Genomic DNA, 25,134 nt, shown 5'->3' with positions numbered 1-25,134 from the left:
CCCCTTGCTCGGTGAAATGTCGCGCCGCGACCGGGCGGAACCGCCCCGAGCCGCGCTACCGCCGGACCCGCGGCCCCGACCCCGTCGACCCGCGCACCACCAGCTCCGGCGCGAACACGAACTCGGTGTGCGGCGCGTGGCCGCCGCCCACCTCCTCCAGCAGCGCCCGCACCGCGGCCGCGCCCATCGCCGCGACCGGCTGCCGCACCGTGGTCAGCGGCGGGTCGGTGTAGGCGATCAGGGGCGAGTCGTCGTAGCCGACCACGGAGATGTCGCCGGGCACCGCCATGCCCCGGGCCCGCACCTCGGCGATCGCGCCGAGCGCCATCATGTCCGAGGCGCAGACGATGCCGGTGCAGCCCTTGTCCAGCAGCTTCGCCGCCGCCGCGCGCCCGCCTTCGAAGCCGTAGAGCGAGTACTCCACGAAGTCGTCGGGATCGGGGACGCCGAGGCTGTCGCGCAGGGCCGCGGTGAAGCCCTCTATCTTGCGGATCACCGGGACATAGCGCTTCGGGCCGACGGCCAGGCCGATGCGCTCGTGGCCGAGGTCGGCCAGGTGGTTCACCGACAGCCGGGCGGCCATGGCGTCGTCCGGGGAGATGAACGGCGCGGCGATGCCGTCGGCGAAGCCGTTGATCAGCACGAAGGGCACGCCGCGCGCGGTCAGGCGGTGGTACCGCTCCTTGGACGCGGTGGTGTCGGCGTGCAGTCCGGAGACGAACACTATGCCCACCACGCCGTGCTCGATCAGCAGGTCGACCACGTCGTCCTCGGTGGCGCCGCCCGGGGAGATGGTGGCCAGCACCGGGGTGTAGCCGTCCTGCGACAGCGCCCGCTCCACGGCCTGCGCCATGGCCGGGAAGATCGGGTTGTCGAGCTCGGGGATGATCAGCCCGATCAGCGCGGTGTTGCGCTGCCGCAGCCGGGTGGGCCGCTCGTAGCCCATGACGTCGAGCGCGGCCAGCACCGCCTGCCGGGTGGCCGCCGCCACGCCGGGCTTGCCGTTCAGCACGCGGCTCACCGTCGCCTCGCTGACCTTCGCCTGGGCGGCGATGTCGGCGAGGCGCGCGGTGGATGGCAGTGCGGTGTTCTCCGTCATGGCGCCCATTCTGTACTCTCCCTGGCCCCGCTCCCCGTCCCCCGCCGCTAGACCCGCCACCAGGCGGCCGTGTCGGCCGGCAGCGTGAGCTGCCCGCCGGCGACGGCCACCGGCGCGGAGCCGAGCAGCAGGGTGCCGGGGACCGGCAGTGTCACAGCGTCCGAACCGGTGTTGACCGTGCAGACGAACTCCTCGCCGCGCCGGAACATCAGCACCGGCCCGGGTGACGGCAGCCAGGTCAGCCTGCTGCCGTCGGTCTCGGCGCCCAGCTCCGGCAGCTGCCTGCGCAGCGCCAGCGCCGAGCGGTACAGCTCCAGCACCGAGTCCGGGTCGCCGGTCTGGGCCGCGACAGTCAAGCCGCTCCAGGCCGCCGGGGCCGGCAGCCAGGACGCGGTGGACCCGGCCGGGCCGAAGCCGAACGGCGGCTCGGCGCCGGACCAGGGCAGCGGCACCCGGCAGCCGTCGCGGCCCTTGGCCGGGTCGCCGGACTGGATGCCCTGCGGGTCCACCAGGAACTCCACCGGGATGTCCAGCACCTCGGGCAGGCCGAGCTCCTCGCCCTGGTACACGTACGCCGAGCCGGGCAGCGCCAGCATCAGCAGCGCCGCGGCGCGGGCCCGGGCCCGGCCGGCCGCGCCGCCGCCATAGCGGGTGACGTGGCGCTTCATGTCATGGTTCGACAGCACCCAGGTGGACGGGGCGCCGACCGAGCCGGCGGTGGCCAGCGAGTGGTCGATCGCGGCGCGCAGCGCGCCGGCCTCGAAGGGCTGGCCCAGGTAGTCGAAGTTGAACGCCTGGTGCAGCTCGTCCGGGCGGACGTAGTTGGCCAGCCGCTCCGGGGTCGGGGCCCAGGCCTCGGCGGCGCCGATCCGACCGCCGGGGTAGGAGTCCAGCAGCAGCCGCCAGGCGCGGTAGATCTCGTGCACGCCGTCCTGGTCGAAGAAGGGCAGCACGGCGTTGCCGATCATCTCGACGTGGTCGGCGCGGCCGACGTCGGGCAGCCCCGGCGCCTTGACCAGGCCGTGCGCGACGTCGATCCGGAAGCCGTCGACGCCGAGGTCGAGCCAGAACCGCAGGACGTCCAGGAACTCGGCCCGGACCTCCTCCAGGTCCCAGTTCAGGTCCGGCTGCTCCGGGGCGAACAGGTGCAGGTACCACTGGCCGGGCGTGCCGTCCGGGTCGGTGGTGCGGGTCCAGGCCGGGCCGCCGAACACCGACTCCCAGTCGTTGGGCGGCAGTTCCCCGTGCGCGCCGCGGCCTTCGCGGAAGATGTACCGGTCGCGCGCAGGGCTGCCGGCCGGGGCCGCGAGCGCCTCGACGAACCAGGCGTGCCGGTCCGAGGTGTGGTTGGGGACCAGATCCACGATCACCCGCAAGGCCCGCGCGTGCGCGTCGGCCAGCAGGGCGCGGAAGTCGTCGAGGTCCCCGAACACCGGGTCCACGGCCCGGTAGTCGGCGACGTCGTAGCCGAAGTCGGCCATCGGCGAGGTGAAGAACGGCGTGATCCACAGCGCGTCCACGCCCAGGTCCGCCAGGTAGGGCAGGCGGGAGCGGATGCCGGCCAGGTCGCCGACGCCGTCGCCGTCGGCGTCGGCGAAGGAGCGGATGTAGATCTGGTAGATCACCGCGTCCCGCCACCAGTCGGTGCGGTCCGTGCCGGGTTGTCCGGCTCGGACGACATCGGCGGCCTCGACGGCGAGTATCTCGGTAGTCATCGACTCACGTGCCTCGGATCTCAAGTAAGTGTGGGTCAGCCCTTGGCGCTGCCGGAGGTCAGCCCGGCCACCAGGTTGCGCTGGACGAGCAGGAACATCACGGCGGCCGGGATGGCGATCAGCACCGAGGAGGCGGTCATCAGCCCCCATTCGCCCTTGTACTGCGAGACGAAGGTGCGCAGCCCCACCGCCAGCGTGTACTTGTCCGAGCCCTGCATGAAGGTGTTGGCGAAGGCGACCTCGGCCCACGCGGTGAGGAAGGAGTAGAAGGCGACCACCGCCAGGCCCGGCCGGGCCAGCGGGAGCACCAGGCGCCAGAAGGTGCCGAACGGGGTGAGCCCGTCGACCTTGCCGGCCTCGTCGATCTCGATCGGGATGGTGTCGAAGTAGCCCTTGAGCATCCAGGCGCAGTACGGCACGGCGGTGGTCAGGTAGACCAGCACCAGTCCGGCGTAGGAGTTCACCAGGTGCAGCTTGGACATCAGGTTGTACAGCGGGACGATCAGCACCGCGATCGGGAACATCTGGACGATCAGCAGCATCCACATGGTGGCCCGGTAGCCCGGGAACCGCATGCGGGACACCGCGTAGCCGCAGGTGGCGGCGACGAACACGGCCAGCACCATGGTGAGCACCGAGACCAGGATCGAGTTGCCGAACCAGGTGAGGAAGTCGGTGTCGTTCAGCACCTTGCTGTAGTTGCCGAAGTTCAGGTTGCTGAAGTCGCCGGGGTGGGCCCACTGGCCGTTGCCGGTCTTCAGCGAGGTCAGCGCGACCCAGGCGATCGGGAAGACCGCGATGAAGGACGCGGCGATCAGGGTGGCGTGGATGGCGACCGAGGCCAGCGGCGAGCGCCTGGTCCGGGAGTGGACGCGGCGCGCGGCGCGCTTGGCGTGGTCGGCCTGGCCGGCGGTCCCGGCGGGGGCCGCGGCCCGGGTCACGGCGCTCATGCCTGGACCTCCAGCTTGGACTGCGAACGGCGGTAGACGGTGGCGAAGACGATGAGCATGGACAGGATCACCACGCCGTAGGAGGCGGCCTCGGCGTACTGCCGGATGTTCTGGAACGCGACCTGGTAGGCGTGCGTGACCAGGATGTCCGTGCTGCCGGCCGGGCCGCCCTCGGTGAGCAGGAAGATGACGTCGAACTTGTTGAAGGTCCAGATGACGCCGAGCAGCGTGACGGTCATCATCACCGGCCGCAGCCCGGGCAGGGTGACCATCCGGAAGCGCTGCCACGGCGTGGCGCCGTCCATCTCGGCGGCCTCGTAGAGCTCGCCGGGGATGGTCTGGAGCCCGCCGAGGAAGGAGATCATCATGAACGGCACGCCGAGCCAGACGTTGGTGGCGATGACCGCGATCTTCGCCGAAGTGGGCTGGGACAGCCATTGCACGCTGTGCATGCCGAAGAACTTCAGCACCGCGTTGAACACGCCGTTGTCGTTGTAGAGCAGGCGCCAGGCGAAGGCGGCGACGAAGCCGGGGATCGCCCAGGGCAGGATCAGCATCAGCCGGTAGCCGGCGCGGAACCGGATCTTGCGGTTCAGCAGGATCGCCAGCCCCAGGCCGATCGCGATGTGGAAGAAGACGTTGACGAACGTCCAGATCAGCGTCCATGACAGGGTGCTGTAGAAGTGCCCGTCGTGGCCGGACAGGATGTCCCAGTAGTTGTGCAGCCCCACCGACTTGTAGCTCGGGGGGATGTGGTTCACGCCGATGTCGTGTCCGATGTTGGACTCGTTGGCGTCGGTGGTGGACAGGTACAGGCCCCAGACGAACGGGTACCCGACCAGCACCAGCATCACCAGAACGACCGGCGCGGCCATCGCCCAGCCGTACCAGTACCTGTCGAACGAGCGACCCAAGCCTTTGACCAGCCGCTGCACGCCCATTGCCCTGTCCCTACCTGACTTCCGATCCTGTGATCCTGATCCCGGACCCCGCCGAACCCGCTGTACTCGCTGTACTCGCTGTACTGGCCGTACTCACTGCCCGCGTGGTGCGCCGCGCGGGGACCGGGACCCTCACTTCCCGGTCCCGCGCGGCCGGCCTCGCGGCCGGACTTCAGTTCTTCTTGAAGTCCGTCAGGATCTGCGCGAACTGCGTGGCCGCGTCGTTCAGCCCGTCCTGCGCCGACTTCTGGCCGCCGAGGATGGCCTGGTAGTCGGTGTCCAGCGGGGTGAACAGGTCCGAGGCGCCGGCCAGCGGCGGGCGGCCGACGGCCGACTTCAGCGGCTCGGCGTAGGCCGAGAGCACCTTGTTGGCGGTGACCTGCGGGTCGCTGTAGGCCGAGGTGCGGGTCGGCAGCACGTTGTTCTTGGCCGCGATCGTCGCCTGGTTCTGCGCGTTGTTCAGGAAGGCCACGAACAGGTAGGTGGCGTCCAGGTTCTTGGAACCCGCGTAGACGACCAGGTTGTGGCCGCCGACCGGGGCGCCGGCCTTGACCGAGCCGGCCGGGACGGTGGCGATGCCGAGGTTGTCGGCGTTGCCGAACGCGGTGCCCTTCAGGTCGTCGGCGGTGGACCACGGGCCGTTGATGACCATGGCGACCTTGCCGTCCTTGAAGGCGGTCTGCATGTTGTTGTAGCCGTCCTTGGTCACGTCGGTGACCGCGGCGCCGGACTTCACCAGGTCCTGGGCGATCTCGACGCCCTTGAGCGACTTGGCGTCGTTGATGGTGATCGTCTTGGCGTTGACGTCGACCAGGTCGCCGCCCTCGCCGTAGATGAACGGCAGCGCGAAGTAGCCGGCGGCGTTGATGAAGGCGCCGTTCTGGCCGGTCTTGGCCTTGATCGCCAGGGCGTCGGTCTTCAGCTCGTCCCAGGTCTTCGGCGCGGCGGTGATGCCGGCCTTGGCGAACAGGTCCTTGTTGTACAGCAGCGACAGCGTGTCGGTGACCTGCGGCACGCCGTAGATCTTGCCGTTGTAGTGGTCCGAGGCGTACGGGCCGGCCATGTAGTCCGAGTCGTCGGCCAGGGCCGGGGTGCCGTCCAGCGGCTGCAGGTAGCCCAGCTGCGCGAAGGCCGGGGTCCAGCCGACGTCGGCGCGCAGCACGTCGGGCGCGCCGTTGCCGGACTGGGCGGCGGTCTTGAACTTGTCCTTGGCGTCGGAGAACGGGACGTTGACGTAGTTCACCTTGATGTTCGGGTACTTGGCCTCGAACGCCTTGATGATCGGCTGGTAGTTCGGCGCCTCGTTGGTGGCGTCGGAGGTGTCCCACCAGGTGACCGAGCCCTTGACCGCGGCCGGGTCGGTGTTCGCGGCGGGCGCGGTGCCGCCGGAGGACTTGCTGCTGCTGCAAGCACTTGCAGCAAGAGCCAGCGCCGCTATCGCCGCTATCCCGGCGCCGCGCTTGGCCGTGATGCTCCGTCGCATCGAGAACTCCTTGAAAGGGGAGGGGAAGGAGTGCCGCTGCTATCTGCGGCGCGATCCCAGACGCTAGCAAGGGGTCGGCCGGTGCTGAAAGAGTTTGCAGCAAGATTTCTGCAACTTGCGGATAACGATGCGGCAACGCGGGCTTCACATGGCTGAAACAGTGATCAGGGCGTGGCCGCGCGGTCACTCTCCGCCCAGGCGCAGCACTCCCGCCAGGCGTCGACCGCGGCTGACCAGCGCCTCCAGCGCGGCCGCCACGGCGGTCACGGCCAGCAGCGCCAGGCCCAGCACCAGGGTCACCGTGAGGTCGACGCGGATCGGGGCGTCGTAGCCGTTCGTGAAGGCGGTCAGGTCCAGCGCCGGACCGAGCAGCCGGGGCAGCGCCAGCCCGATCAGCACCCCGGAGACGGTGGCCGCCAGCGCGGTCGGCACCAGCTGCACCGCGGTGAGCACCCCGGCGGACCGGGCCGGCAGGCCCATGGTGCGCAGGAAGGAGACCGTACGGCCGCGTTCGCGGGCGGTTGCTGCAAGTTCCAGAATGATGACGAGGACCGCGAACCCGGCGGACAGTCCGGCGCAGACCTCGAAGATGCCGCCGACCGAGCGGTTCAGACCGTCGGAGCGCATCGCCGCGAGCTGCTCGCCGCGCACGGCGACGTCGTAGAACTGCGGGGCCAGGCCGAGCAGCACGGCGTGGATCTGCGCGCTGGACACCGGCCCGTTCAGAGTCACCACGGCCGGCCGCGTGGAGTCCGACACCTGGGCCAGCAGCTCGGCGGGCAGCACCACGTAGGCGCTCTCCGAACCGTCGCCGCCGGCGGCGCGCAGGGCGCTGTTGCCGGGATCGGGCACGGTGCCGGCGATCCGGCAGGAGACGGTGTTCTTCAGGAAGCTGACGGTGAACGTGCCGGCGGGATAGTTCCGCAGCGCGGCCCGCGAGGCCAGGACCGGGACGGTGCCGTCGGCGTCGGCCGCCGCCGCCATGCCCGGCACCAGGCCTGGGGCGACGCCGAGGAACGTCACCTGCCGCTCGGCGCCGCTGTCGTCGTCGATGGTGGAGCGCGCGAAGACGGTGACCGGCTCGACCCGCACGCCGGGCAGCGCCCGCAGCCGGTCGACGGCCCCCGGGCCGAACCCGTTGGCCCGCAGCACGGCGTCGGCCCCGAGGCGGTCGGCGGAGGCGGTCACCCCGTGGCTCAGGGTACTGACGACCACGCCGCCGAACACCGCGCCGGACACCGTCAGCACCAGCACCGCCAGCGCCACCGCCGGGGTCTGCCCGCGCTCGGCGGCCCGGGCCAGGCCCAGCCAGCCGGCCGTGGAGCGGCCCCGGCCGACCAGGCGCACCGCGCCCAGCACCGGCCCGGGCAGCAGCCGCAGCATCAGCGCGGCGACCACCGCGCCGACCAGCACCGGCACCGCCGCCATCAGCGGATCGACGGTGCCGCCGGTGGTGGTGCCGGCCACGCCCCGGCCGCGCAGCGCCAGCACGCCGCCGACGGCGAGCAGCGCGATCAGCGCCTCCAGGGAGCGGCGCCGGCCGCGGGACAGCAGCCGGCGCTCGTCGGCGCGGGCGGTGCCGGCGGTGGCGGGCCGGGCCCGGAGCATGACCGTCACCGGGATCGCGAAGAGGCCGAAGGCCGCCACGACGACGATCGGCCACAGCGGGCCGCCGCTCGCGCCGGCGGCGGCCGACCCGGCGCCCCCGCCGCCCGGGTGCCCGATCCGGTCGAAGAACGCCAGCCGGCCGAGCAGCCCGCCGAGGACCGCGGCGGGAATGATGGCGACCGCGGATTCCAGGGTCAGCAGCAGGGCGGACTGGCGGCGGGAGGACCCGCGGGCCCGTTGCAGGGCCACGGATCCGGCCCGGCGGGCGGCGACCAGCCGGGCGGCGGCGAACACCGCGGCCAGCTCGACCGCGAGCAGCCCGGCCACGGCGAACGACTGGAGGGCGCTGGTGGAGACCAGGCGGGTGCGGAAAACGGCGAACAAGCCCGGCAGGCCGGTGTGGGTGCCGGACTCGGCAACGGGGTTCAGCAGCCCGTCGCAGTTCTGGTAGCCGGGCCGGTCCGGGTCGCAGATGAACGGCAGGGCCCGCTGTTGGAAGTGGGTCAGCGAGGCCTGGAGCGCGTCGAGGTCGTCGACGCGCAGCGCCGCCGGATTGACGGTACGGCGCCAGTCCGCCGAGGCCTGGACCTGGACGTCGCCGTGCACCAGGGTGGCCAGGCCGGCTTCGGAGAGCAGCATGCCGCCGGACCAGAACGTCTGGGGATTCATACTGCCGATGAAGCTCAGTTGGGGCTTCAGGAGAAGGGGATTCTGGACGAAGAAGCTGTTGTCGTCGGGGCTGAGAGCCGAACCGACCGCGTTCTCGAAGATGCCTGACACGACACCGTCGACCGGATGCTTGACGCCGTTCTGGTCCGGGAGCGGATCCCCGAGCTGGACATGGGTGCCGACCGGCAGGTGCAGCAATCGGCTGGCGTCGCGGCTGACGCCGACGGCGACGGTGCCCTTGATCGGCGCGGCGTCCTTCGGGTCGGTGCCCTCGACGTACTTCACCAGATGCGCCGTGCGGCTGTCGACGACGTAGGTGATGGTGGCGGGCAGGCCGCTGGGCTTGGGGATGGTGGCGCCGTCGGTCTGGACGCCGTCGGCGCGGTAGGAGTGCGAGAACTGGTCCAGGGCCCGTCCCGCGACCGGCCCGAGCTGATCGTTCAGGGCGGCCTGGAACTCGTCGAACTCCCCGCCGTCCGCGCCGGTGTCGACGACGGTGAGGTGCGCGGTGACCGACCGGTCCTGGAGCGCGGCGGCCGAGATGTTCTGGAACAACGCCCGATCCGCCAGGCTTTTCAGCACGCGCGGCCCGGCGGCCGCCGTGAGCGCGGCGGCGAACACGAGCGCGGCGACGAGCAGCAGCGGGACGGCGTCGGCCCGCAGGCCGCCGCGCATCAGGCGGACGGCGATGCTCCAGCCCAGGGAGTGGTCGCCGGGTTCGGCGACGATGGTCGGACGGAGGCGGCCGGGGGCGGCCTCGGGACCGGAGCCGTGGCCTCCAGGGTGTCCGGGTCCGGATTCCCCGGACCGGCCCGGGGCGCCGCCGGCAGCGGCGGCGTCGGCGGCGTCGTCGAAGTCGATCTCGAACTCCGGCTCGTAGGACATCGGTGCTCCTGAGGAGAAAGGCGGGAACGACGGTGCCGGTCCGGAGGCCGGTTCTTGGCGGTGGTTCCGGTCGGAGCCGGACCCGGGACCCGGGTTCACAACTCGTCCCCGGCGCGCAGCATCCGCGCCAGGTCCACGCGCGAAAGCGCCCGCGCGGCGAGCATCACCACCAGCACCACGGCGACAGCTGTGGCGCCGGCGATCCCGACGCCGCGCATCCAGGGCGCGACCGCGGCCACCGCGGGGAAGACCGGGGCGCCGGCGTCGTCGACGGTGACCGACGGCACCGTCAGCAGCGCCGTCTCCACCCCGATCGCCACGCCGGCGACGACCGCGACCACCGCCAGCACCGCCTGTTCGAGCCAGAGCGCGGCCGAGAGCTGGCGGGGCAGGGCACCGATGGCGCGCAGCACCGCGAACTCGCGGCGGCGGCCGCGCAGCGAGGTCACGGCCGAGACCGCGAAGCCGACGGCGGCGAACACCGGCGCGGTGGCCGCGCTGATCGTCAGCAGAGCCGTCTGGCTGGCCGCGAACCCGCCGTTGCGCAGGCCCGAGGCCACCCCGTCGTGCGTGGTCAGGACGCCGAGTTCGGCGTGGGCGGCGACGTAGGCCGACGCAGTGCTCTGCGAGGACAGCTGCGCCAGCCACTCCACGTTCGTCCACTCGGCCTCGGAGTCGGCGGCGCGCAGGATGCCGGTTAGCAGCACCCGGTCGACGACCACCGCCGAGGCGTCCGGGGCCAGCCCCGGGAATCCGCTGACGCGGCCGGTGACGTCCAGCCGGAGGCGCGTGCCGTCGGGCATCATGGCCGGGATCCGCTGGCCGACGGCGGCGGACGCGGCTTTCAGGAAGCCGTCGGTCACCAGCACGGGTACCAACGGCGCGGAGCTGAACTGGAGGTCGCCCGGAGGGAAGCCGGGGCGGGCCACCCAGGTGTTCGTGTAGCCGGGCTCCACGGACCAGACGTGGCCGCTGGCGATGCGCAGCGACAAGGAATCGGGTCCGCCCTGCGCGGTGCAGATCGCGGACAACGTCGCCGGGGTGGCGGCCTCCGTGCCGTCGCAGGAGTCCGGCCCGGCGGGGAAGTTGCCCCAGTGCGCAGTCGCTCCGGCGACGTGCCAGCTCCCCTTGGCGGGCACGGCGACCGGCACCGAGGCGCCGGCCGCGCCCCCGCCGACCGCGGTCAGGGACCGGAAGTCCAGGCTCACGTCCAGCGACCCGTCGGTGAAGACGTCGCTGACGCCGATGCCCTCGATCCGCAGCGGATAGGCCGGGATGCCGCCGTTCACCGTGCTGGTCAGCGGGATCGTCACCGGGACGGGCCGGCCGAGCTGCTCGGGGGTCGGGATCTGGATCACGATCAGCGCGCCGTCGCGGTCGCGGAGCAGCATGTGCAGCACCGCGTTGTCCCGGTACTCCGCGGGCGCGCGAGGGTCCTCCGGGCTGCCCTTGGCCACCCGCGCGGACATGGTGAAGTCGAAGGTCAGCGCGGTCGGCGTGCCGGGCAGCGGGATCGTGGAGTCGCTGGGCGGGCGCTGGCCGGCCGAGGGCCGGGAGAGCGCCGCGAACAGGTCGGCCGGCGGCGCCGAGGCCGGATCGCCGCGCAGGGCGAGCACGTCGGGAGCCTTCGCGGCGTCGACCCCGATCAGGGTGCTGCTGTCCGAACCGGCCTTGATCTCACCGGTCACCAACGGCATGACGCTCTTGACGCCGGGGATCCTGCTGTAGACAGAACGCTGATACGCCTCGGGGACCATGCTCTGCCCGAGGCGGCCGTCCGCGCCGACTTGGAAGCCCGCACGGTCGTCGGCCGAGCGGGAGAGCATCGCCGCGGTGGTGACCACCATCGCGCCGACGGCCAGGGCCAGGACCAGCAGCAGGACGGTGCCGGCGTGGCGGGCCGCTCGGCGGCTGACCTGCCAGCCGCCGAGCGCGGCGGCGAAGCGCCGGGTCTCGTCCAGCCGATGGTCGGCCAGGCGCGCGGCGGGCGGGAGCAGCCGCAGGGCGAGGGCGGCCAGGGCGGCGGCGGTGACGGCGGGGGTGAGGACGAGGACCGGGTCGATGCCGAGGGCGGCGGTGGCGCTGGAGGTGCTCTTGCCGGTCCCCCCGCCGGTGACCGGCGTCTTGTAGTGGCGCAGTTGCAGGTAGCCGACGACGGCGAGCACGGCCAGGGCGGCGTCGATGCCCGCGCGTTGGAAGGCGGCGACGCGCTTGCTGCGGGTGCGGTCCTTGTCGATGCGCTCGCGCGAGGCCAGATAGGCGGCACCGGCCTGGACGGCGAGACAGAACACGGCGATCAGGATGCTGACTTCGATGCCGATCAGCTCCGGGGCGTGCGGGGCCGGCATCGCGTGCAGCCGGGGCAGCCGGCGCAGGCCGCGGGCCAGCGGCCCGGTGGCGAACGCGGTGATCAGCACGGCGGGAAAGGCGATGAGGAGCATTTCGCCGGCCGCGACGCCGACCAGCGCGCGCGGGTGGGCGCCGCGGGCCTGGACGAGCCGTGATTCCTCGGCGCTGTGCTCGCGGACCAGGCGCAGGGTCAGCGCGAGCGCGAAGATCGCGAGGACGGCCAGCAGGGTGGCCACGATGAGGAACCCTGACATGCCCGCGGTCTCGGCGGTCTGGACGCGTTTGTTCTGCATCGGCAGACCGGAGGACAAGGCCAGACTCAGCACACTGGGTTTGGCCGCGTGGAAGACGGCGCGGTTCACTTCACCGCTCTCCACCGCGAGGATACGGTTCACGGCGGTGGACAGGCCGGAGGCGGAGGCGGAGGAGAGATCGGGCAGGCCGTACCACGTCATCTGGGCGAGCGGCGCCAGACCGTCGCGCGCGGCGAGGATGTCGGGCGTGACGAAGATCAGCGGACGGGACACCGTGCCGGCGGCGGCGCCGACGGGACGGACGGAGCCCCAGAACAGCGGATCGTTGTCAGCCGTCTGATACACCCCGGCGATCCGGTGCTTCTCGGTCGCGGTGGCGCCCCACAGGGCCTTGGCCATGATGACGCTGCCGCCGGCGGCCAGGCCGGTCTGCCGCGCCAGGGAGTCCGGGATCAGGACGTCACCGGGGGTGGTGAGGAGCGTGCCGGCGGCCAGGCGGATGTGCTGCGCATAGTTGTCCGCGCTCGCGGCGGCCACGAAGACGTCCCCGGTCGGAGCGGTGAGATCCAGCTTCGACACGACCACCGTGCGCTGGATCGCGACCGGGTAGGGACGCAGCAGGCGGCGGGCAGCGGCCTCGACTTTGGGATCCGCGGCCTTCACGTCACCGTCGGGGCTGGCGGTGAAGACCACGGCGGTGCTGCCGACCGGCGCGTCCCGCAGGGCGGCACGCGTGCCGGCGTCGGGAACGGCGGCGACCGTGGTGGCGAGCACGGCGAAGGTGAGCGAGGCGAGCAGGACGGTCAGCGCGGCCGCGGCCGTGACCGTGCGATGCGCCAGTACTCGGCGGAGGGTGGCGACTATGGGCGCTGTGGGCACGGAAGAGAGGACGGGAGCCGAACCGGCCGGGATGCGGATGGGCGGCTGGTGTTATCGAAGCGTTATGTTGCGTGTTCGAGGGTTGATGGTGACGACGCTGGACGAATCGGGAAGCAGGAGGCGAGGAGACCGGCAGGGGACTAGACCAGGCGGCTGGTCACTGGCCTGCCCGGTCCGCCAGCACCAGCTCCCCCACCTCGTCGCTCAGCACCTCGCGCGCGTCCTCCGACAGCCCGTCGTCACTGACCAGCACGGCGGCGTCGTCCAAGGCTGCGAAGGCCGACAGCCCGACCACGCCCCACTTGGTGTGGTCGGCCACCACGATCAGGTTGCGGGCGGCGGTGACCAGGGCGCGGTTGGTCTCGGATTCCATCAGGTTCGGGCTCGTGTACCCGGCTTGGGCGTCCATGCCGTAGACCCCGAGGAAGACCTGGTCCAGATGCAGGGTGCGAATGGCCTGCACCGCTATCGGGCCGACCAACGCCTCGCTGGGGGTGCGCATACCGCCGGTGAGGATCACGGTCTGGTTGGCGCCGGGGTTGGTGGTCTCGTGGGCGTGCAGGACGTCGGCCACCCGCAGGGAGTTGGTGACCACGGTCAGGTCGGGGACGCCGACCAGATGGCGCGCCAGGGTGTAGGTGGTGCTGCCGCCGCTGATGCCGATCGCGGTGCCCGGGCGGACCAGCGCGGCCGCGGTGCGGGCGATGGCGTCCTTGGCGGGCTGCTCCATCTCGGCCTTGACGGTGAAGGCCGGCTCGTCGGTGGAGCCGGAGCGGCGCACGGTGGCGCCGCCGTGGACCTTGGTCAGCAGGCCGCGGGAGTCGAGCACGTCGAGGTCGCGGCGGACCGTCATGTCCGACACGCCGAGCAGGCGGGTCAGATCGTTGACGCGGACGCCGCCGGTCCGCTGGACCTCTTCGAGGATGCGCGCCTGTCGCTGCGCTGCCAGCATCGGTTGTCCCTGTCCCCTCTTGGCGCCCGCCGGCTCGCTGCCGGCTGAACGCACGGTAACACGCGCATCAACGCTTCCCGGCCTGGTAAAGCGCCAGACCCGGGATCCGGGCGGTGCGAATGCGACGCGGCGGGGCGAAGCCCGCGGCGGAGAACCAGGTCGCCAGCTGCTCCGGACGGTGGACCGCGGACCCGGAGGTGAGGCGGACGAACAGGGCCAGGTGGGTGGCGGCCGGATCGGCGTGCCGGGTATCGGCGAAGGCGTCCAGGACCGCCAGGGTTCCGCCGGGTTTGAGCGCGGCGTGGGCCCGGGCGAGCAGCGCCGGGATCTCGGCCTCGGTGAGGTGGTGCAGCAGGTTGAAGCACAGGACGGCGTCCTGGTCGGCCGGGAAGCCGGTGTGGCGGGCGTCGCCCTCCAGGAAGGACACCAGGTGGGTCAGGCCGGCGGCGGCGATCACGTCGCGGCCGACCCGGACGCTGCCGGGCAGGTCCAGGACGGTGGCGGTGAGGCCGGGCCGCGTGCGGCACAGGGTGGCGGCGTACCAGCCGTGGCCGCCGCCGACGTCCAGGACGCGGGCGGCGCCGGCGGGCAGGGTCAGGCGCCGGGCCACCTCGCCGGCGGTCAGCCGGGCCAGGTCGAGCTGGCCGAGCAGGTAGCGACGCCAGTAGGGGTCCTCCGGCGGCCGGTCGTGATGCTCCACCGGGGCGCCGGCGACGATCAGCCGGTCCAGGTCGCGCCACCAGTCGAAGTAGTCGCGCAGCCGTTGACGAAGCGCGCCACGCCGACGTCGGAGGCCGGGTCCAGCCAGCGGCGGTGGCGCCGGGCCAGGCGCAGTGAACCGTCCCGGGCCCGCCGGACGTGTCCGGTGGAGACCAGGCAGTCCAGCAGCAGCCGGGTCGGAGTGGGGGCCAGGCCCAGATCGGCGGCCACCCGGGCGGCGCTCGCCGGGGCGGTGGCCAGCCGGGCGAGCACGCCGGTGCGCACCGCCGCGACCAGCACTCCGGAGACCGCGACGCCGCCCCAGGCCTCGGCGGCGGGCGTGGGGACCAGGTTGGCGCGCAAAGCCGCCCGCTCCAAGGGGTTGCCGCCGCGCAGCGTGAGTCGCATGGTCCTTGCATACCCTTGCCGAGGAGATTAGCGATGCCCTTGCTCAAAGCACTGTTCCGCACCTGCCACCCGCTGCCCTCGCTGGCGATCACCGCGATGTTCGCGGCGCTGGTCGTGCGGGCCGCTCCGGGGGGTGGCTGGGGACCGGGCCTGACCGTCCCGGCGGTGCTGCTCGGCGAGCTGTCGATCGGCTGGTCCAACGACTACTTCGACGCCGACCGGGACACCCTGGCCGGCCGGCTCGACAAGCCGGTGGCGGCCGGGCTGATCGGGCGCCGGACGGTGCTGGCGGCCGCGGTGACGGCGCTCGCGCTGTCGGTGGTGCTGGCCTTCTCGATCAACTCCGCGGTGGGCACCGTCAACGCCATGCAGATGCTCGCGGGCTGGTTCTACAACGCCGGGCTGAAGGCCACCCCGCTGTCCGGGTTCGCCTACGCGGTGGGCTTCGGGCTGATTCCGGAGTTCGCCACCGCCACCACGCCGACCGTGGGCGCCGCCCGGCCGGCGATCCTGATCGCGGCCGCGCTGCTCGGCGTCGGCGGCCATCTGGCCAACGCACTGCCGGACCTGGAGGCGGACCGGCTGACCGGGGTCAGGGGCCTGCCGAACATCCTGGCCGAGAAGTTCAGCGTGCGCACCGTGCGGTCGGCGGCGCTGGTGCTGCTGGCCGGCACCTCCGGCTTCCTGGCGCTGGGCGGCACGCCCTGGCTCTGGCTCGGGTTCGCGATCGCGGCGGCGGTGGCCTGGTGGGGCATGGGCCGCTTCGGCCGCAAGCCGTTCTACGCGGCGCTGGCCATCGCGGGCATCGATGTCGCCGTCTTGGTGTTCGGGGGTGTCCCTCTATCGTGAAAGGTTTCACTCGCGCATCATCCGCGCGGGCCCGGGTACCGATTACGTGACGCGGTACCACATACGCCACCCGACAGGGAGCAAGGGCATGTCCCGCATTGCGGCAGTCTGCTCCACCCTCCCACCCCATCGACATCAGCAGGCGGACCTGGCAGAGGCCTGCGCCGACCTGTGCGCGCTGCCACCCTCGCGACGCGGCCTGCTGGAGCGGCTCTACCAGAACGCGGGCGTACGGACCCGCCACACCGTGCTGCCGCTGGCCGACTACAAGCGCCTGGAGGGCCTGGGGCCCACCAACGACGTCTACATCGAGCACGCCACCGAGCTCGGCGCCGACGCCGTCGGCAGGGCTCTGCGACAGGCCGGGGTCCGGCCGCGGGACGTCGACCTGTTCGTCACCACCTCGGTCACCGGCCTGGCGGTACCGTCGCTGGACGCGCGCCTGGTCCCGCTGCTGGGTCTGCGGCCGGACGTGAAGCGGATCCCGATGTTCGGGCTGGGCTGCGTGGCCGGGGCGGCCGGGCTGGCCCGGATCCACGACTACCTCCGGGCCTGGCCCGGGCACACGGCCGTGCTGCTCGCCGTCGAGCTGTGCTCGCTGAGCGTGCCGCTGGAGGATCCGGCGCTGCCGGACCTGGTCGGCGCCGCGTTGTTCGGCGACGGCGCGGCGGCGGTCGTGGTGCGCGGGGCGCAGTGCCCGCCCGATGGACCGGCGGCGATGCCGGGGCCGGCGGCGATGTCGGGGCCGGGGCCGGCCGCAACGCCCACCGCAACGCCGGGGCCGGCGGCGATGTCGGGGCCGGAACCGGCCCGCCCCCGGATCATCGCCACCCGCAGCGAGCTGTGCCCGGACACCCACGACGTCCTCGGCTGGCGTCTGGGCTCCCAGGGCTTCCGGATCGTCCTGACCGCCGACCTCGCGAAGGTGCTGGAGCGGGAGCTCGGCGCGGTCGTCGAACGCTTCCTGACCGACCACGGATTACAGATCCCCGATATCGGCGCCTGGGTGGTGCACCCCGGCGGCCCGAAGGTGATCGACGCGGTGCGCGACGCGCTGGGGCTGGCCGAGGAGCGGGTGGCCACGGCGCGCGCCTCGCTGGCCGAGGTCGGCAATCTGTCGTCGGCCTCGGTCCTGCACGTACTGGGCAAGGAGCTGGCCGAACCGGACCCCGCACCCGGCCCGTTGGTGATGGTGGGCCTGGGGCCCGGGGTGAGCATCGAGCTGCTGCTGCTGGAGCGTCGGGGATGATCGTTTACTACGTGCTGGTGATCGCGACCTGCTGCGAGCGGATCGTGGAGCTGGCGGTGACGAAGCGGAACGCGGCGTGGAGTTTCGCGCGCGGGGGCGTGGAGACCGGCCGCGGACACTATCCGCCGATGGTCGTGCTGCACACCGGGCTGCTGGCCGGGTGCCTGCTCGAACCGGTGCTCGCGCACCGGGGCTTCGAGCCGGCGACCGGGGTGCCGATGCTGGTGCTGGCGGCGGGCTCGCAGGGGCTGCGCTGGTGGTGCATCAGGACTCTGGGTCCGCGCTGGAACACCCGGGTGATCGTGGTGCCGGGGCTGCCGCTGGTGGACTCCGGGCCGTACCGGTGGCTGCGGCATCCGAACTACGTCGCGGTGGTCGTGGAGGGTTTCGCGCTGCCGCTGGCGGGTTCGGCGTGGGTCACCGCGGCGGTGTTCACGGTGTTGAACGCCGCCCTGCTGACGGTGCGGCTGCGGTGCGAGGTCCGGGCGCTGGCCCCGGTGCGCACGGGATCGGGCTGAGCGCCGTGCTGGACGTCCTGGTGGTCGGCGGCGGGCCGATCGGGCTGGCGGTGGCGGTGCACACGGCGGCGGCGGGCCTGGCCGTGGTGGTGGCCGAGCCGCGCCCCGGGCCGGTGGACAAGGCGTGCGGCGAGGGGCTGATGCCCCCGGCGCTGGCGTCGTTGCGGGACCTCGGGGTGGATCCGCCGGGCCGGGCGCTGCGCGGGATCCGGTACCGGGACGCACGGCACCGGGTGGAGGCGGAGTTCCGCGACGGTCCGGGGCGCGGGGTGCGGCGCACGGTGCTGCACGAGGCGCTGGCGGACCGGGCCGAGTTGGCCGGGGTCGAGGTGGTGGCCGAACGCGTCTCGGAGTTCTGCCAGTACGCGGATCATGTGGAGGCGCTGGGTTTCAAGGCGCGCTATCTGGTGGCGGCCGACGGTCTGCACTCGACGGTGCGCCGGGCCTGCGGCCTGGATCCGGGTTCGCCGCGCCGTCCGCGCTTCGGGCTGCGCCGGCACTACGGGACCGCGCCGTGGACCGATTTCGTCGAGGTGCACTGGGCCCACGACTCCGAGGCGTATGTCACGCCGGTCGACGAGGACCTGGTCGGCGTGGCGATCCTGGGACCGCCCGGCGGCGGTTTCGAGGAACGGCTGCGGGCGTTCCCGGAGCTGCGGAGCCGGCTGGCCGGGGTGCCGCCGGCCGGGCCGGTGCGCGGCGCCGGGCCGCTGCGGCAGGCGGTGCGCCGCCGGGTGGCCGGGCGGGGCAGGGTGCTGCTGGTCGGCGACGCCTCGGGGTATGTCGACGCGCTGACCGGCGAGGGCATCAGCGTCGGTCTGGCGCAGGCCCGGGTGCTGGCCGAGTGTCTGGTCGCGGACCGGCCGGCGGACTACGAGCGGGCCTGGCAGCAGGTCTCGCGCCGGTCGAACCTGATGACGGCGGCGCTGCTGGCGGCGCGGCGCAATCCCTTGTCCGGGGCCCGGATCGTGCCCGCGGCGCAGGCGCTGCCGCGGGTGTTCGGCGGGGCGGTGCGGATGATCACGGGGTAGGGCCGGACCGGTCCGCCGGGCCCTGCTGTCAAGGGCTTTCACCCTGGCGGGGGCTCAAAGACGATCACCTGAGAGTTCCCAAGAACCCCTGTTGATAGTACATTGACGTACCGTGACGCTGGCCGTCACCGAGTGTTACCGAAGTCAGGGTATTGCCACCGCCGCCGCCACCGCAGTGGGCGCCCGAGCCTGGGATGGGAAACATGGCCGACGCCGACCGGGATCCCTTGCCGCGCAGTTTCTGGTGGCTGTTCGCCGCCGGCGCGGTCTCCTGGCTCGGCGACGGAGTGATCGTCGTGGGCTTCCCGCTGCTGGCCGCGGCGCTGACCAAGTCCCCGCTGGGGATCGCGGCGGTGATCGTGACGCAGCGCCTGGCGCCGATGCTGCTGGCGCTGCCGCTGGGCGCGCTGGCCGACCGGTGGAACGCGCGGCGCACGGCCGCGGTCACGAACGTCCTGCAGGCGGCGCTGTTCGCCGGGGCCGCGGTCCTGACCGCCGGGGGCCACCTGGGACTGGCCGGGCTGATCGCGGTGGCCTTCGTCGCCGACTCCCTGGGCACCCTGTTCACCTGCGCCAGCAGCGCGCTGGTGGCCGACGTCATCATCGAGCCGCGGCACTTCGGCCGGGCCAACACCTGGCTGCGCGGGTCCAACGCCCTGATCGCGTACGTGATCGGCCCCGGCTTCGGCGGTCTGCTGTACGCGACCGGCCGGCAGCTGCCGCTGATCATCGACGCCTGCTCGTTCCTGGCCGCCGCCGGGATCCTGATGGTGCTGCGCACACCGAACCAGCGGGCCCAGCCGGAGCCGGCCGACCGGCACTTCCTCACCGAGGTGAAGGAGGGCGTCCGGATCTCCTTCAGCCCCGGCCCGCTGCGGCTGATGGTGGCGATCGCCGGGAGCATGACCCTGGTGCAGGCCGGGTCGGTGGCGGCCATCGTGGTGCTGGGCACCAGGACCGTGGGCCTGAGCCAGACCGGCTTCGGCTGGGCGCTGGCGGCCGGCAACATCGCCGCGGTCGGCGCCATGCTGTCGGTGGGGCGGATCACGAAGCTGCGGACCTCCTCGGCCTTCCTGGTGAGCATCGTGCTCGGCGCGGTCGGCGAGCTGCTGCTGGGCACCGCGCACAGCGGCGTACAGATCTCCGTGGGCCTGGCCCTGGACGGCGGCGCGGCACTGATCATCGGCGTGGTGCTGATGACGGCGCGGATGCGGCTGGTGCCGCGCGAACAGCTGGGCCGGATGACCGGCGGGTACGAATCAGTGCTCTACGCCTCGGGCACGGTCGGGACGATCCTCGGCGGTGTGCTGGCGGACGCCAGCGGACGGCTGCCGTATCTGGTGTGCGCGGCGGTGTACGTGGTGATCCTCGCGGTCGGGGCGACGCGGATCCGGGGGTTGGACGCGGAGCCGGAGCCGGAGGCGGTTCTGGTGCCGGCGCAGGCGGGGGCTGGGGCGGGGTCGGGGTCTGGGTCGGGGTCTGGGGCGGGGTCGGGGTCGGACGCGACTGCGGGAATCGGCGGGGTCGGCGTGGAGACCGCGGACTGAGGGTCGCGGCGGCCACAACGAATCGTTGTCCCGGGCGCACGAACCTGTTGCTTCCCCTCGGTTTCGGCACTCGGCATCCTTGATCAGGCGCCGCTGTCGCAGCGTCCTGATCCGATGCGGATCCCGCCGGGGATCCCGCGCGGACCGACCGAAGGGATCTCCCGTGTCCGTCCTCCCCCACCGCGACCTCGAAGGCAAAGTGGCGATCGTGGTCGGCGGCAGCCGCAACCAGGGCGCCGCGATCGCGGACGCGATAGCCGCCCGGGGCGCGACCACCGTCATCACCTTCGCCAACGACGAGCAGGCCGCGCAGCGGACGCTGGACGCGCTCGGCAAGCACGGCGGCCAGGCCGAGGCGATCCGCTCCGACGCCCGGAGCTCGGCCGACGTCGACACCCTCTTCGAGGGCGTGCTGGCCCGCCACGGCCGGATCGACATCGTCGTGCACACCCCCGGCGCGGTGCTGAAGAAGCCGCTGGCCGACTTCACCGACGCCGACTTCGACCACCTGATCGACCTGAACACCCGCAGCGCCTTCAACACCCTGCGGGCGTCCTGCCGCCACCTCGCCGACGACGGCCGCTACGTGGTGCTGTCCACCACCCTGACCTCGGTCATGACCGGCCCCTACGGCCTGTACTCGGGCTCCAAGGCCGCCGTCGAACGCATGGTGCTGGCCGCCGCGAAGGAACTCGGCGCCCGGGGCATCACGGTCAACGCGGTCGCACCGGGCCCGATCGACGACGACTTCTACCACGCCGCCGAGACGCCGGAGGCGGTCGAGGCCGCGACCCACCACAGCCCGCGCAACCGGCTCGGGCGGCCGGAGGACGTGGCGCCGGTGGTGGGGTGGCTGGTGTCGGAGGCGGCGGGGTGGGTGTCGGGGCAGACGGTGCGGGCGAACGGGGCGATGTTCTGAGCGGGGCGGGCTGACTCGACGTGACTCGACCCGACCCGACACGACACGACCTGACTCGGCCTGGCTCGACCCGGCTCGACTCGGCTCTAGGCCCTCGGCTCGACTCTCGGCTCGACTCGGCCCTCGGCTCGGCTCTTGGCTCGGCCTGACCCGACCCGACCTGACCCAACCCGACTCGACTCAGAATGCTGTCGGCGGCATATCGTCGAACAGTGATCGAGATCGAGCTGCGCCATCTGCGGTCGTTCCAGGCAGTCGTCGCCGAGTCGAGCATCTCCAAGGCGGCGGCCCGGCTGCACCTGACCCAGCAAGGCGTCTCCCAGCACCTCCAGCACCTGGAGCGGGCCCTCGGCGTGACCCTGCTGGTCCGGACACCGCGCGGAGTATCGCTGACCGCCGCCGGGGAGCTGCTCGTGGCAGGGGCGGCGCCGCTGCTGTCCGGGCTCGACGACCTGGCCCTGGCGGTGCGGGCGATCGGCGGCGAGCGGCGCGGGCGGATCCGGCTGGTGTCGGCGGCGTTCACCGTCACCCAGCTGAGCATCGAGCTCGCGAAGTCGCTGGAGGCCGCGCACCCCGGCGTGGAGGTGGACGTGGCCACCGCGCAGCGGCCGATCGAGGCGATGCGGATGATGCTGGAGGGCCGGGCCGACGCCTCGCTGATGTGGCTGCCGACCGGGGAGGAGCGGCTGGTGGCCGTGCCGGTGCGCAGCGACCCCCGGGTGGTGCTGATGTCCGAGCGGCACCGGCTGGCCGACCGCGCCGCCGTGACGCTGGCCGACCTGGCCGAGGAGCCGGTGGTGATCGTGGACGCGTTCGCCTCGCCGCAGGCGCTGGCACACCGGATCGTCGATCCCCGGCCGGACGGGCGCCCGGCGGTGCGGGGACCGGTGGTGGAGACGCTGGAGGAGTGCCTGACGCAGGTGCGGCGCGGACACGGGGTCTGGTTCGCGCCGCGGGCGATGGCCGAATGGGCGGTGTGCGGCGGGGTCCGTCTGGTGCCGGTGACGGACATCCCGCCGACGCCGCTGGCGGTGGTGTGGCCGGCGGCGGCGCCGCGCGGGCTGGTCGAGCTGCTGGTGGAACACGTGCGGGAGCGGATTGCGGAGTTTTGAGGCCCGGACCGCCGCGGGCCATCGCACGGCTTACGTCGCGGAGAAGCCCGAGACCTCCGAGTCGTTCTTCAGCGCCGTCCACAGCTGCGTGGACTTGGTCTGGTTCCACAAGATCGAGGACCCGACGCCGGGCACGTTGTAGTTCGGGTTGGCGATCGGCACCACGATGGTGTGGCCCCCGCCGCCGTTGACCGACTTCATGTTCTGGAACAGGTCGTACAGGTCGCTCAGGCTGGTCCCGTCGCTGGTCTTGAACGCCGCGAGCGAGTTGTCCAGCGTCGGCACCAGCTTGAACGGGTTCAGGATGACGCTCGTCGACGACACCTTGTGCGCCAGCGCCGCGAGGAACTGCCGCTGCCGCTGCATCCGGCCGATGTCGCCGAGCGGGTCGGAGTAGCGCGCCCGCACGTAGGCCAGCGCCTGGGCCCCGTTCAGCGTCTGGCACCCGGCCTTCAGGTCGGCGCCGGACAGCGCGTCCTTCATCGGCTTGTCCAGGCACATGTCCACGCCGCCGACTGAGTCGGTGACCTTGACGAACCCGCCGAACCCGACCTCCGCGAAGTGGTCGACACGCAGACCGGTGGTGGTCTCTATGGTCTTGACCAGCAGCGGCGCACCCCCGAAGGCATACGCGGCGTTGAGCTTGTTCTTCGACTCCTTGTGCTGCTTGCCCTTGCTGTCGGTCCAGGCCGGGATGGTCACGTAGGAGTCGCGGGGCAGGCTGATCAGCGTGGTCCCGTGCGAACCGGAGTGCAGCAGCATCATCGAGTCGGTCCGCGAGGTGTCCCCGGTCACCGCCCCGGTCCCGGTGTGCAGCGCGTTCTGCTGATCCCGACTCAGACCCTCCCGGTCATCGCTCCCGACCAGCAGCCAGTTCGTCCCCTTGCCCTCCGCCGGCCGCCCGGCGTAGTCGGTGAGCACCGGCTCGTGCCGGATCTGCCCGGAGGCGTGGAAGTACAGCCAGGTGCCGTAACCGCCGATGAGCAGCACGAGCACCACGACCCCGGCCAGGATCCGCTTCGGCCAGCTGAACCGCCGCTGCTTGCGGGGGGTGCGGGGGCCGCCAGGCGGCCCGCCGGGCGGACCCGCGGGCGGCCCGACCTCCCCGGGGCCGCCGTACTCACCGGGGCGGTATTCGCCGGGCGGGTACTGGCCCGGAGGCTGACCGGGGGCCTGACCGGGGTACTGACCACCGGGGTACTGGCCCTGGTACTGCCCGGGAGCCTGGCCGTACTGCCCCGGGGCCTGGCCCGCACCCTGCCCGTGCTGCCCAGGCCCCTGACCCGCACCCTGCCCGTACTCCTGCGGCTCCCCATAAAACCGATCGTCCGACTGCGCCCCGCCCCCCTGCTCCGCACCACCACGGGACAACGGCGTCCGCCCGCGCAGCTTCTCCCACCGCGAGGGCTCCCTCAGCTCCAACGTGGGCTCCGGCTCCTGCGGGGGCCATCCCCCGTATCCACCACTCATACCCACGACCATGCCACCGCCCCACCCCCCAGCGGGCGAAACTGCGGTAATAACTCCGCAACGGTGGCCATGACGTGCCCGTTGGGCGACGCCCGGTTAACGATTTCTGGACGCCCGAGGGCTTCTGCTAATGTTTCACACGTCAACACGACACCAGCACGATCAAGCGCCGCTAGCTCAATAGGCAGAGCAGCGGACTCTTAATCCGCGGGTTCGGGGTTCAAGTCCCTGGCGGCGCACCCGTAGCTAGACCCCTGGCAGCATAGCTGACCAGGGGTTTTGTGTTTTGGTGCCACCGAAGAACCACCCTCTGCTTCCGCCCGCTCCTGGATCCGAGCAGGTTCCCCGGGGCCGACTCGGCCGGCCGCGCGATCTTGCGGAGGCCGGGCAGCCCGGTCGGCGGCAGGGTACTGATCGCGTGACCGGGCCGCCAGGTGGCTAGAACATCCTGCGCCAGGGAAGGCGCTGTCGCTGGGGCGCTGAGGCCCGAAAACCTCTAGTTTGGTTGCCATCCGTACAGTTGCCATGGCGGCTCCACTTGGGGAACACCTGCGTGCCGCAACCTGATCCACAGGGCCGACGCTGATCGCCACTCAGTGGAACGCCGCGTAACGGCCCTTCCTGCCATCAGAAGAAACGGAAGAACGCCGTGGAACTTCCGGCAGGTGTGCGTCATTACACTTCGGCTGACGAGGCTGAGGTCGCGAGGATTTTCCGCGAGACGCTGTGTTTGGGTCGGCCTCTCGACTTTCCTCTGTCCGGTATGGACCGCTATCAGCGGCTCTGCCTGGACTGGTTTCTCCGGTACGGCAGCGACGATATCGGCGTCTATGAAGAGGACGGCCGCGTGCACGGGTACGTGCTCGTCTGCACCGACCTCGCTTCGTATCACCGGTGGGCGGCGCGCACGGCGCTTGCCTGGACGACGCGGGTGGTCTTCGGTCTCGCGTTCGGGCGGCTGCGGCACCAGGATGCGCGCTTCCACCGCCTGCGCCTGCGCGATGGCTGGACCGCGGCTCTGCACGCGCCCTCGGCTCCGATGCCTGCCCTGGTCCATGTCAACCTCGATCGCTCCGCCCGCAACACCGGCGCGGCCCAAGCCCTCCTGCGCTTCGCCGACCAACGCTGCGCGACGGCCGGCCACGAAGGGTGGTTCGCGGAGATCAACACCCGCAGCCACCGGGCGTCGGCGCTGGCTGCCATCGGCCTGCACGCGATCCACAGCCAGCCCAGTCACACCCTGAGTTGGTTGCTGGAGGAACACGTCAATCGCCTCACGGTGGTCCACAGCGTCGGCGAGCCTATCGGCCGCGCCTCGGCGGCTCCGGCCGCAGCTGCCTCCAATGCGAAGGCCAACGCCAAGGCCAGCGTTCCGCGCAGCACAGGGACGGATCCCGGCGACGCTCAGGAACTCCTGGCGCGTCAGGGCTCTACTTCCGAAGCGGAACAGCCCCGGTGACGGACCGCCAAACCCCGCCGGCCGCACCAAGGCGCGGCGGCCCGGTGATCGGAGTGCTGTCCCAGCGAGCGGGTCGCGGATGGTTGCTC

At 72.3% G+C, this 25,134-nt stretch carries 19 protein-coding genes and 1 tRNA gene; 9 read left to right on the top strand and 11 right to left on the bottom strand.

What is annotated here, in order from left to right:
* Positions 1-55 precede the first annotated feature (55 nt).
* From ABD481_RS09810 to ABD481_RS09765, 10 genes are all read right to left on the bottom strand, one after another.
* Entirely contained in the window at positions 56-1,108 is a 1,053-nt protein-coding gene (locus ABD481_RS09810; RefSeq protein WP_344665246.1) for a LacI family DNA-binding transcriptional regulator, read from the bottom strand.
* Between the two features lie 38 nt (positions 1,109-1,146).
* Positions 1,147-2,814 carry a glycoside hydrolase family 13 protein gene (locus tag ABD481_RS09805; protein WP_344665245.1) on the bottom strand — a complete coding sequence of 556 codons (1,668 nt, stop codon included), beginning with the start codon at positions 2,812-2,814 and terminating at the stop codon, positions 1,147-1,149.
* A gap of 35 nt (positions 2,815-2,849) precedes the next feature.
* Entirely contained in the window at positions 2,850-3,764 is a 915-nt protein-coding gene (locus tag ABD481_RS09800) for a sugar ABC transporter permease (protein ID WP_344665244.1), read from the bottom strand.
* A complete protein-coding gene (locus tag ABD481_RS09795; protein ID WP_344665243.1) occupies positions 3,761-4,705 on the bottom strand; it encodes a carbohydrate ABC transporter permease in 945 nt (314 codons plus the stop codon). Before ABD481_RS09795 ends, ABD481_RS09800 begins: the two co-directional genes overlap by 4 nt.
* Positions 4,706-4,877: 172 nt before the next feature.
* Positions 4,878-6,188: an extracellular solute-binding protein gene (locus ABD481_RS09790; protein ID WP_344665242.1), complete on the bottom strand. Its 1,311-nt coding sequence runs from the start codon at positions 6,186-6,188 to the stop codon at positions 4,878-4,880.
* Positions 6,189-6,371: 183 nt separating this feature from the next.
* Positions 6,372-9,350, bottom strand: coding sequence for an FtsX-like permease family protein (locus tag ABD481_RS09785; protein WP_344665241.1), 2,979 nt, complete (start codon positions 9,348-9,350; stop codon positions 6,372-6,374).
* A gap of 95 nt (positions 9,351-9,445) precedes the next feature.
* Positions 9,446-12,832 (bottom strand): FtsX-like permease family protein, encoded by a 3,387-nt coding sequence (locus ABD481_RS09780; protein ID WP_344665240.1) that lies wholly within the window; start codon positions 12,830-12,832, stop codon positions 9,446-9,448.
* Positions 12,833-12,989: 157 nt separating this feature from the next.
* Entirely contained in the window at positions 12,990-13,784 is a 795-nt protein-coding gene (locus ABD481_RS09775; RefSeq protein WP_344665239.1) for a DeoR/GlpR family DNA-binding transcription regulator, read from the bottom strand.
* Positions 13,785-13,851: 67 nt separating this feature from the next.
* Complete coding sequence (locus tag ABD481_RS09770) at positions 13,852-14,484, bottom strand: SAM-dependent methyltransferase (protein WP_344665238.1); 633 nt, start codon at positions 14,482-14,484, stop codon at positions 13,852-13,854.
* 17 nt (positions 14,485-14,501) lie between these two features.
* Positions 14,502-14,891, bottom strand: a complete 390-nt coding sequence (locus ABD481_RS09765) for a methyltransferase family protein (protein WP_344665237.1) — start codon at positions 14,889-14,891, stop codon at positions 14,502-14,504.
* Between the two features lie 33 nt (positions 14,892-14,924).
* Here ABD481_RS09765 and ABD481_RS09760 point away from each other — a divergent pair, with 33 nt between their 5' ends.
* The 7 genes from ABD481_RS09760 (at position 14,925) to ABD481_RS09730 (ending at position 22,116) form a co-directional block, all read left to right on the top strand.
* The gene (locus tag ABD481_RS09760) at positions 14,925-15,740 is read left to right on the top strand and encodes a UbiA family prenyltransferase (RefSeq protein ID WP_344665236.1); all 816 of its coding nucleotides are present in this window, start codon (positions 14,925-14,927) and stop codon (positions 15,738-15,740) included.
* Positions 15,700-16,989, top strand: a complete 1,290-nt coding sequence (locus ABD481_RS09755; protein WP_344665235.1) for a type III polyketide synthase — start codon at positions 15,700-15,702, stop codon at positions 16,987-16,989. Before ABD481_RS09760 ends, ABD481_RS09755 begins: the two co-directional genes overlap by 41 nt.
* On the top strand, positions 16,986-17,507 hold the full coding sequence (locus tag ABD481_RS09750) for an isoprenylcysteine carboxyl methyltransferase family protein (protein ID WP_344665234.1): 522 nt from the start codon (positions 16,986-16,988) through the stop codon (positions 17,505-17,507). The genes ABD481_RS09755 and ABD481_RS09750 overlap by 4 nt, the downstream gene beginning before the upstream one ends.
* Before the next feature lie 5 nt (positions 17,508-17,512).
* On the top strand, positions 17,513-18,538 hold the full coding sequence (locus ABD481_RS09745) for an NAD(P)/FAD-dependent oxidoreductase (protein ID WP_344665291.1): 1,026 nt from the start codon (positions 17,513-17,515) through the stop codon (positions 18,536-18,538).
* A gap of 203 nt (positions 18,539-18,741) precedes the next feature.
* Positions 18,742-20,085 carry an MFS transporter gene (locus ABD481_RS09740; protein ID WP_344665233.1) on the top strand — a complete coding sequence of 448 codons (1,344 nt, stop codon included), beginning with the start codon at positions 18,742-18,744 and terminating at the stop codon, positions 20,083-20,085.
* 163 nt (positions 20,086-20,248) lie between these two features.
* The gene (locus tag ABD481_RS09735) at positions 20,249-21,004 is read left to right on the top strand and encodes an SDR family oxidoreductase (protein WP_344665232.1); all 756 of its coding nucleotides are present in this window, start codon (positions 20,249-20,251) and stop codon (positions 21,002-21,004) included.
* 212 nt (positions 21,005-21,216) lie between these two features.
* Positions 21,217-22,116, top strand: a complete 900-nt coding sequence (locus ABD481_RS09730) for a LysR family transcriptional regulator (RefSeq protein WP_344665231.1) — start codon at positions 21,217-21,219, stop codon at positions 22,114-22,116.
* Positions 22,117-22,146: 30 nt separating this feature from the next.
* Here the strand turns inward: ABD481_RS09730 and ABD481_RS09725 are convergent, their stop codons facing one another.
* Positions 22,147-23,586 (bottom strand): LCP family protein, encoded by a 1,440-nt coding sequence (locus ABD481_RS09725; RefSeq protein ID WP_344665230.1) that lies wholly within the window; start codon positions 23,584-23,586, stop codon positions 22,147-22,149.
* A 166-nt stretch (positions 23,587-23,752) separates the two neighbouring features.
* Between ABD481_RS09725 and ABD481_RS09720 the strand changes: the two genes are divergently transcribed.
* Positions 23,753-23,825 (top strand) — tRNA-Lys (locus ABD481_RS09720).
* A 410-nt stretch (positions 23,826-24,235) separates the two neighbouring features.
* Positions 24,236-25,045 (top strand): hypothetical protein, encoded by an 810-nt coding sequence (locus ABD481_RS09715; protein ID WP_344665229.1) that lies wholly within the window; start codon positions 24,236-24,238, stop codon positions 25,043-25,045.
* Positions 25,046-25,134: the final 89 nt, after the last annotated feature.

Origin of the sequence: Catenulispora yoronensis (assembly GCF_039531695.1) — a bacterium.
GTDB lineage: Bacteria > Actinomycetota > Actinomycetes > Streptomycetales > Catenulisporaceae > Catenulispora > Catenulispora yoronensis.
Note: the sequence above shows the minus strand (reverse complement) of the source record. Positions and strands in the feature narration are given on the sequence as shown.

Excerpts from the sequence above, each read along its gene's own strand:
- ABD481_RS09810 (WP_344665246.1), bottom strand. The coding sequence starts at position 1,108 with ATGGGCGCCATGACGGAGAACACCGCACTGCCATCCACCGCGCGCCTC.
- ABD481_RS09805 (WP_344665245.1), bottom strand. The coding sequence starts at position 2,814 with ATGACTACCGAGATACTCGCCGTCGAGGCCGCCGATGTCGTCCGAGCC.
- ABD481_RS09800 (WP_344665244.1), bottom strand. The coding sequence starts at position 3,764 with ATGAGCGCCGTGACCCGGGCCGCGGCCCCCGCCGGGACCGCCGGCCAG.
- ABD481_RS09795 (WP_344665243.1), bottom strand. The coding sequence starts at position 4,705 with ATGGGCGTGCAGCGGCTGGTCAAAGGCTTGGGTCGCTCGTTCGACAGG.
- ABD481_RS09790 (WP_344665242.1), bottom strand. The coding sequence starts at position 6,188 with ATGCGACGGAGCATCACGGCCAAGCGCGGCGCCGGGATAGCGGCGATA.
- ABD481_RS09785 (WP_344665241.1), bottom strand. The coding sequence starts at position 9,350 with ATGTCCTACGAGCCGGAGTTCGAGATCGACTTCGACGACGCCGCCGAC.
- ABD481_RS09775 (WP_344665239.1), bottom strand. The coding sequence starts at position 13,784 with ATGCTGGCAGCGCAGCGACAGGCGCGCATCCTCGAAGAGGTCCAGCGG.
- ABD481_RS09765 (WP_344665237.1), bottom strand. The coding sequence starts at position 14,891 with ATGCGACTCACGCTGCGCGGCGGCAACCCCTTGGAGCGGGCGGCTTTG.
- ABD481_RS09760 (WP_344665236.1), top strand. The coding sequence starts at position 14,925 with ATGCCCTTGCTCAAAGCACTGTTCCGCACCTGCCACCCGCTGCCCTCG.
- ABD481_RS09755 (WP_344665235.1), top strand. The coding sequence starts at position 15,700 with ATGTCGCCGTCTTGGTGTTCGGGGGTGTCCCTCTATCGTGAAAGGTTT.
- ABD481_RS09750 (WP_344665234.1), top strand. The coding sequence starts at position 16,986 with ATGATCGTTTACTACGTGCTGGTGATCGCGACCTGCTGCGAGCGGATC.
- ABD481_RS09740 (WP_344665233.1), top strand. The coding sequence starts at position 18,742 with ATGGCCGACGCCGACCGGGATCCCTTGCCGCGCAGTTTCTGGTGGCTG.
- ABD481_RS09725 (WP_344665230.1), bottom strand. The coding sequence starts at position 23,586 with ATGAGTGGTGGATACGGGGGATGGCCCCCGCAGGAGCCGGAGCCCACG.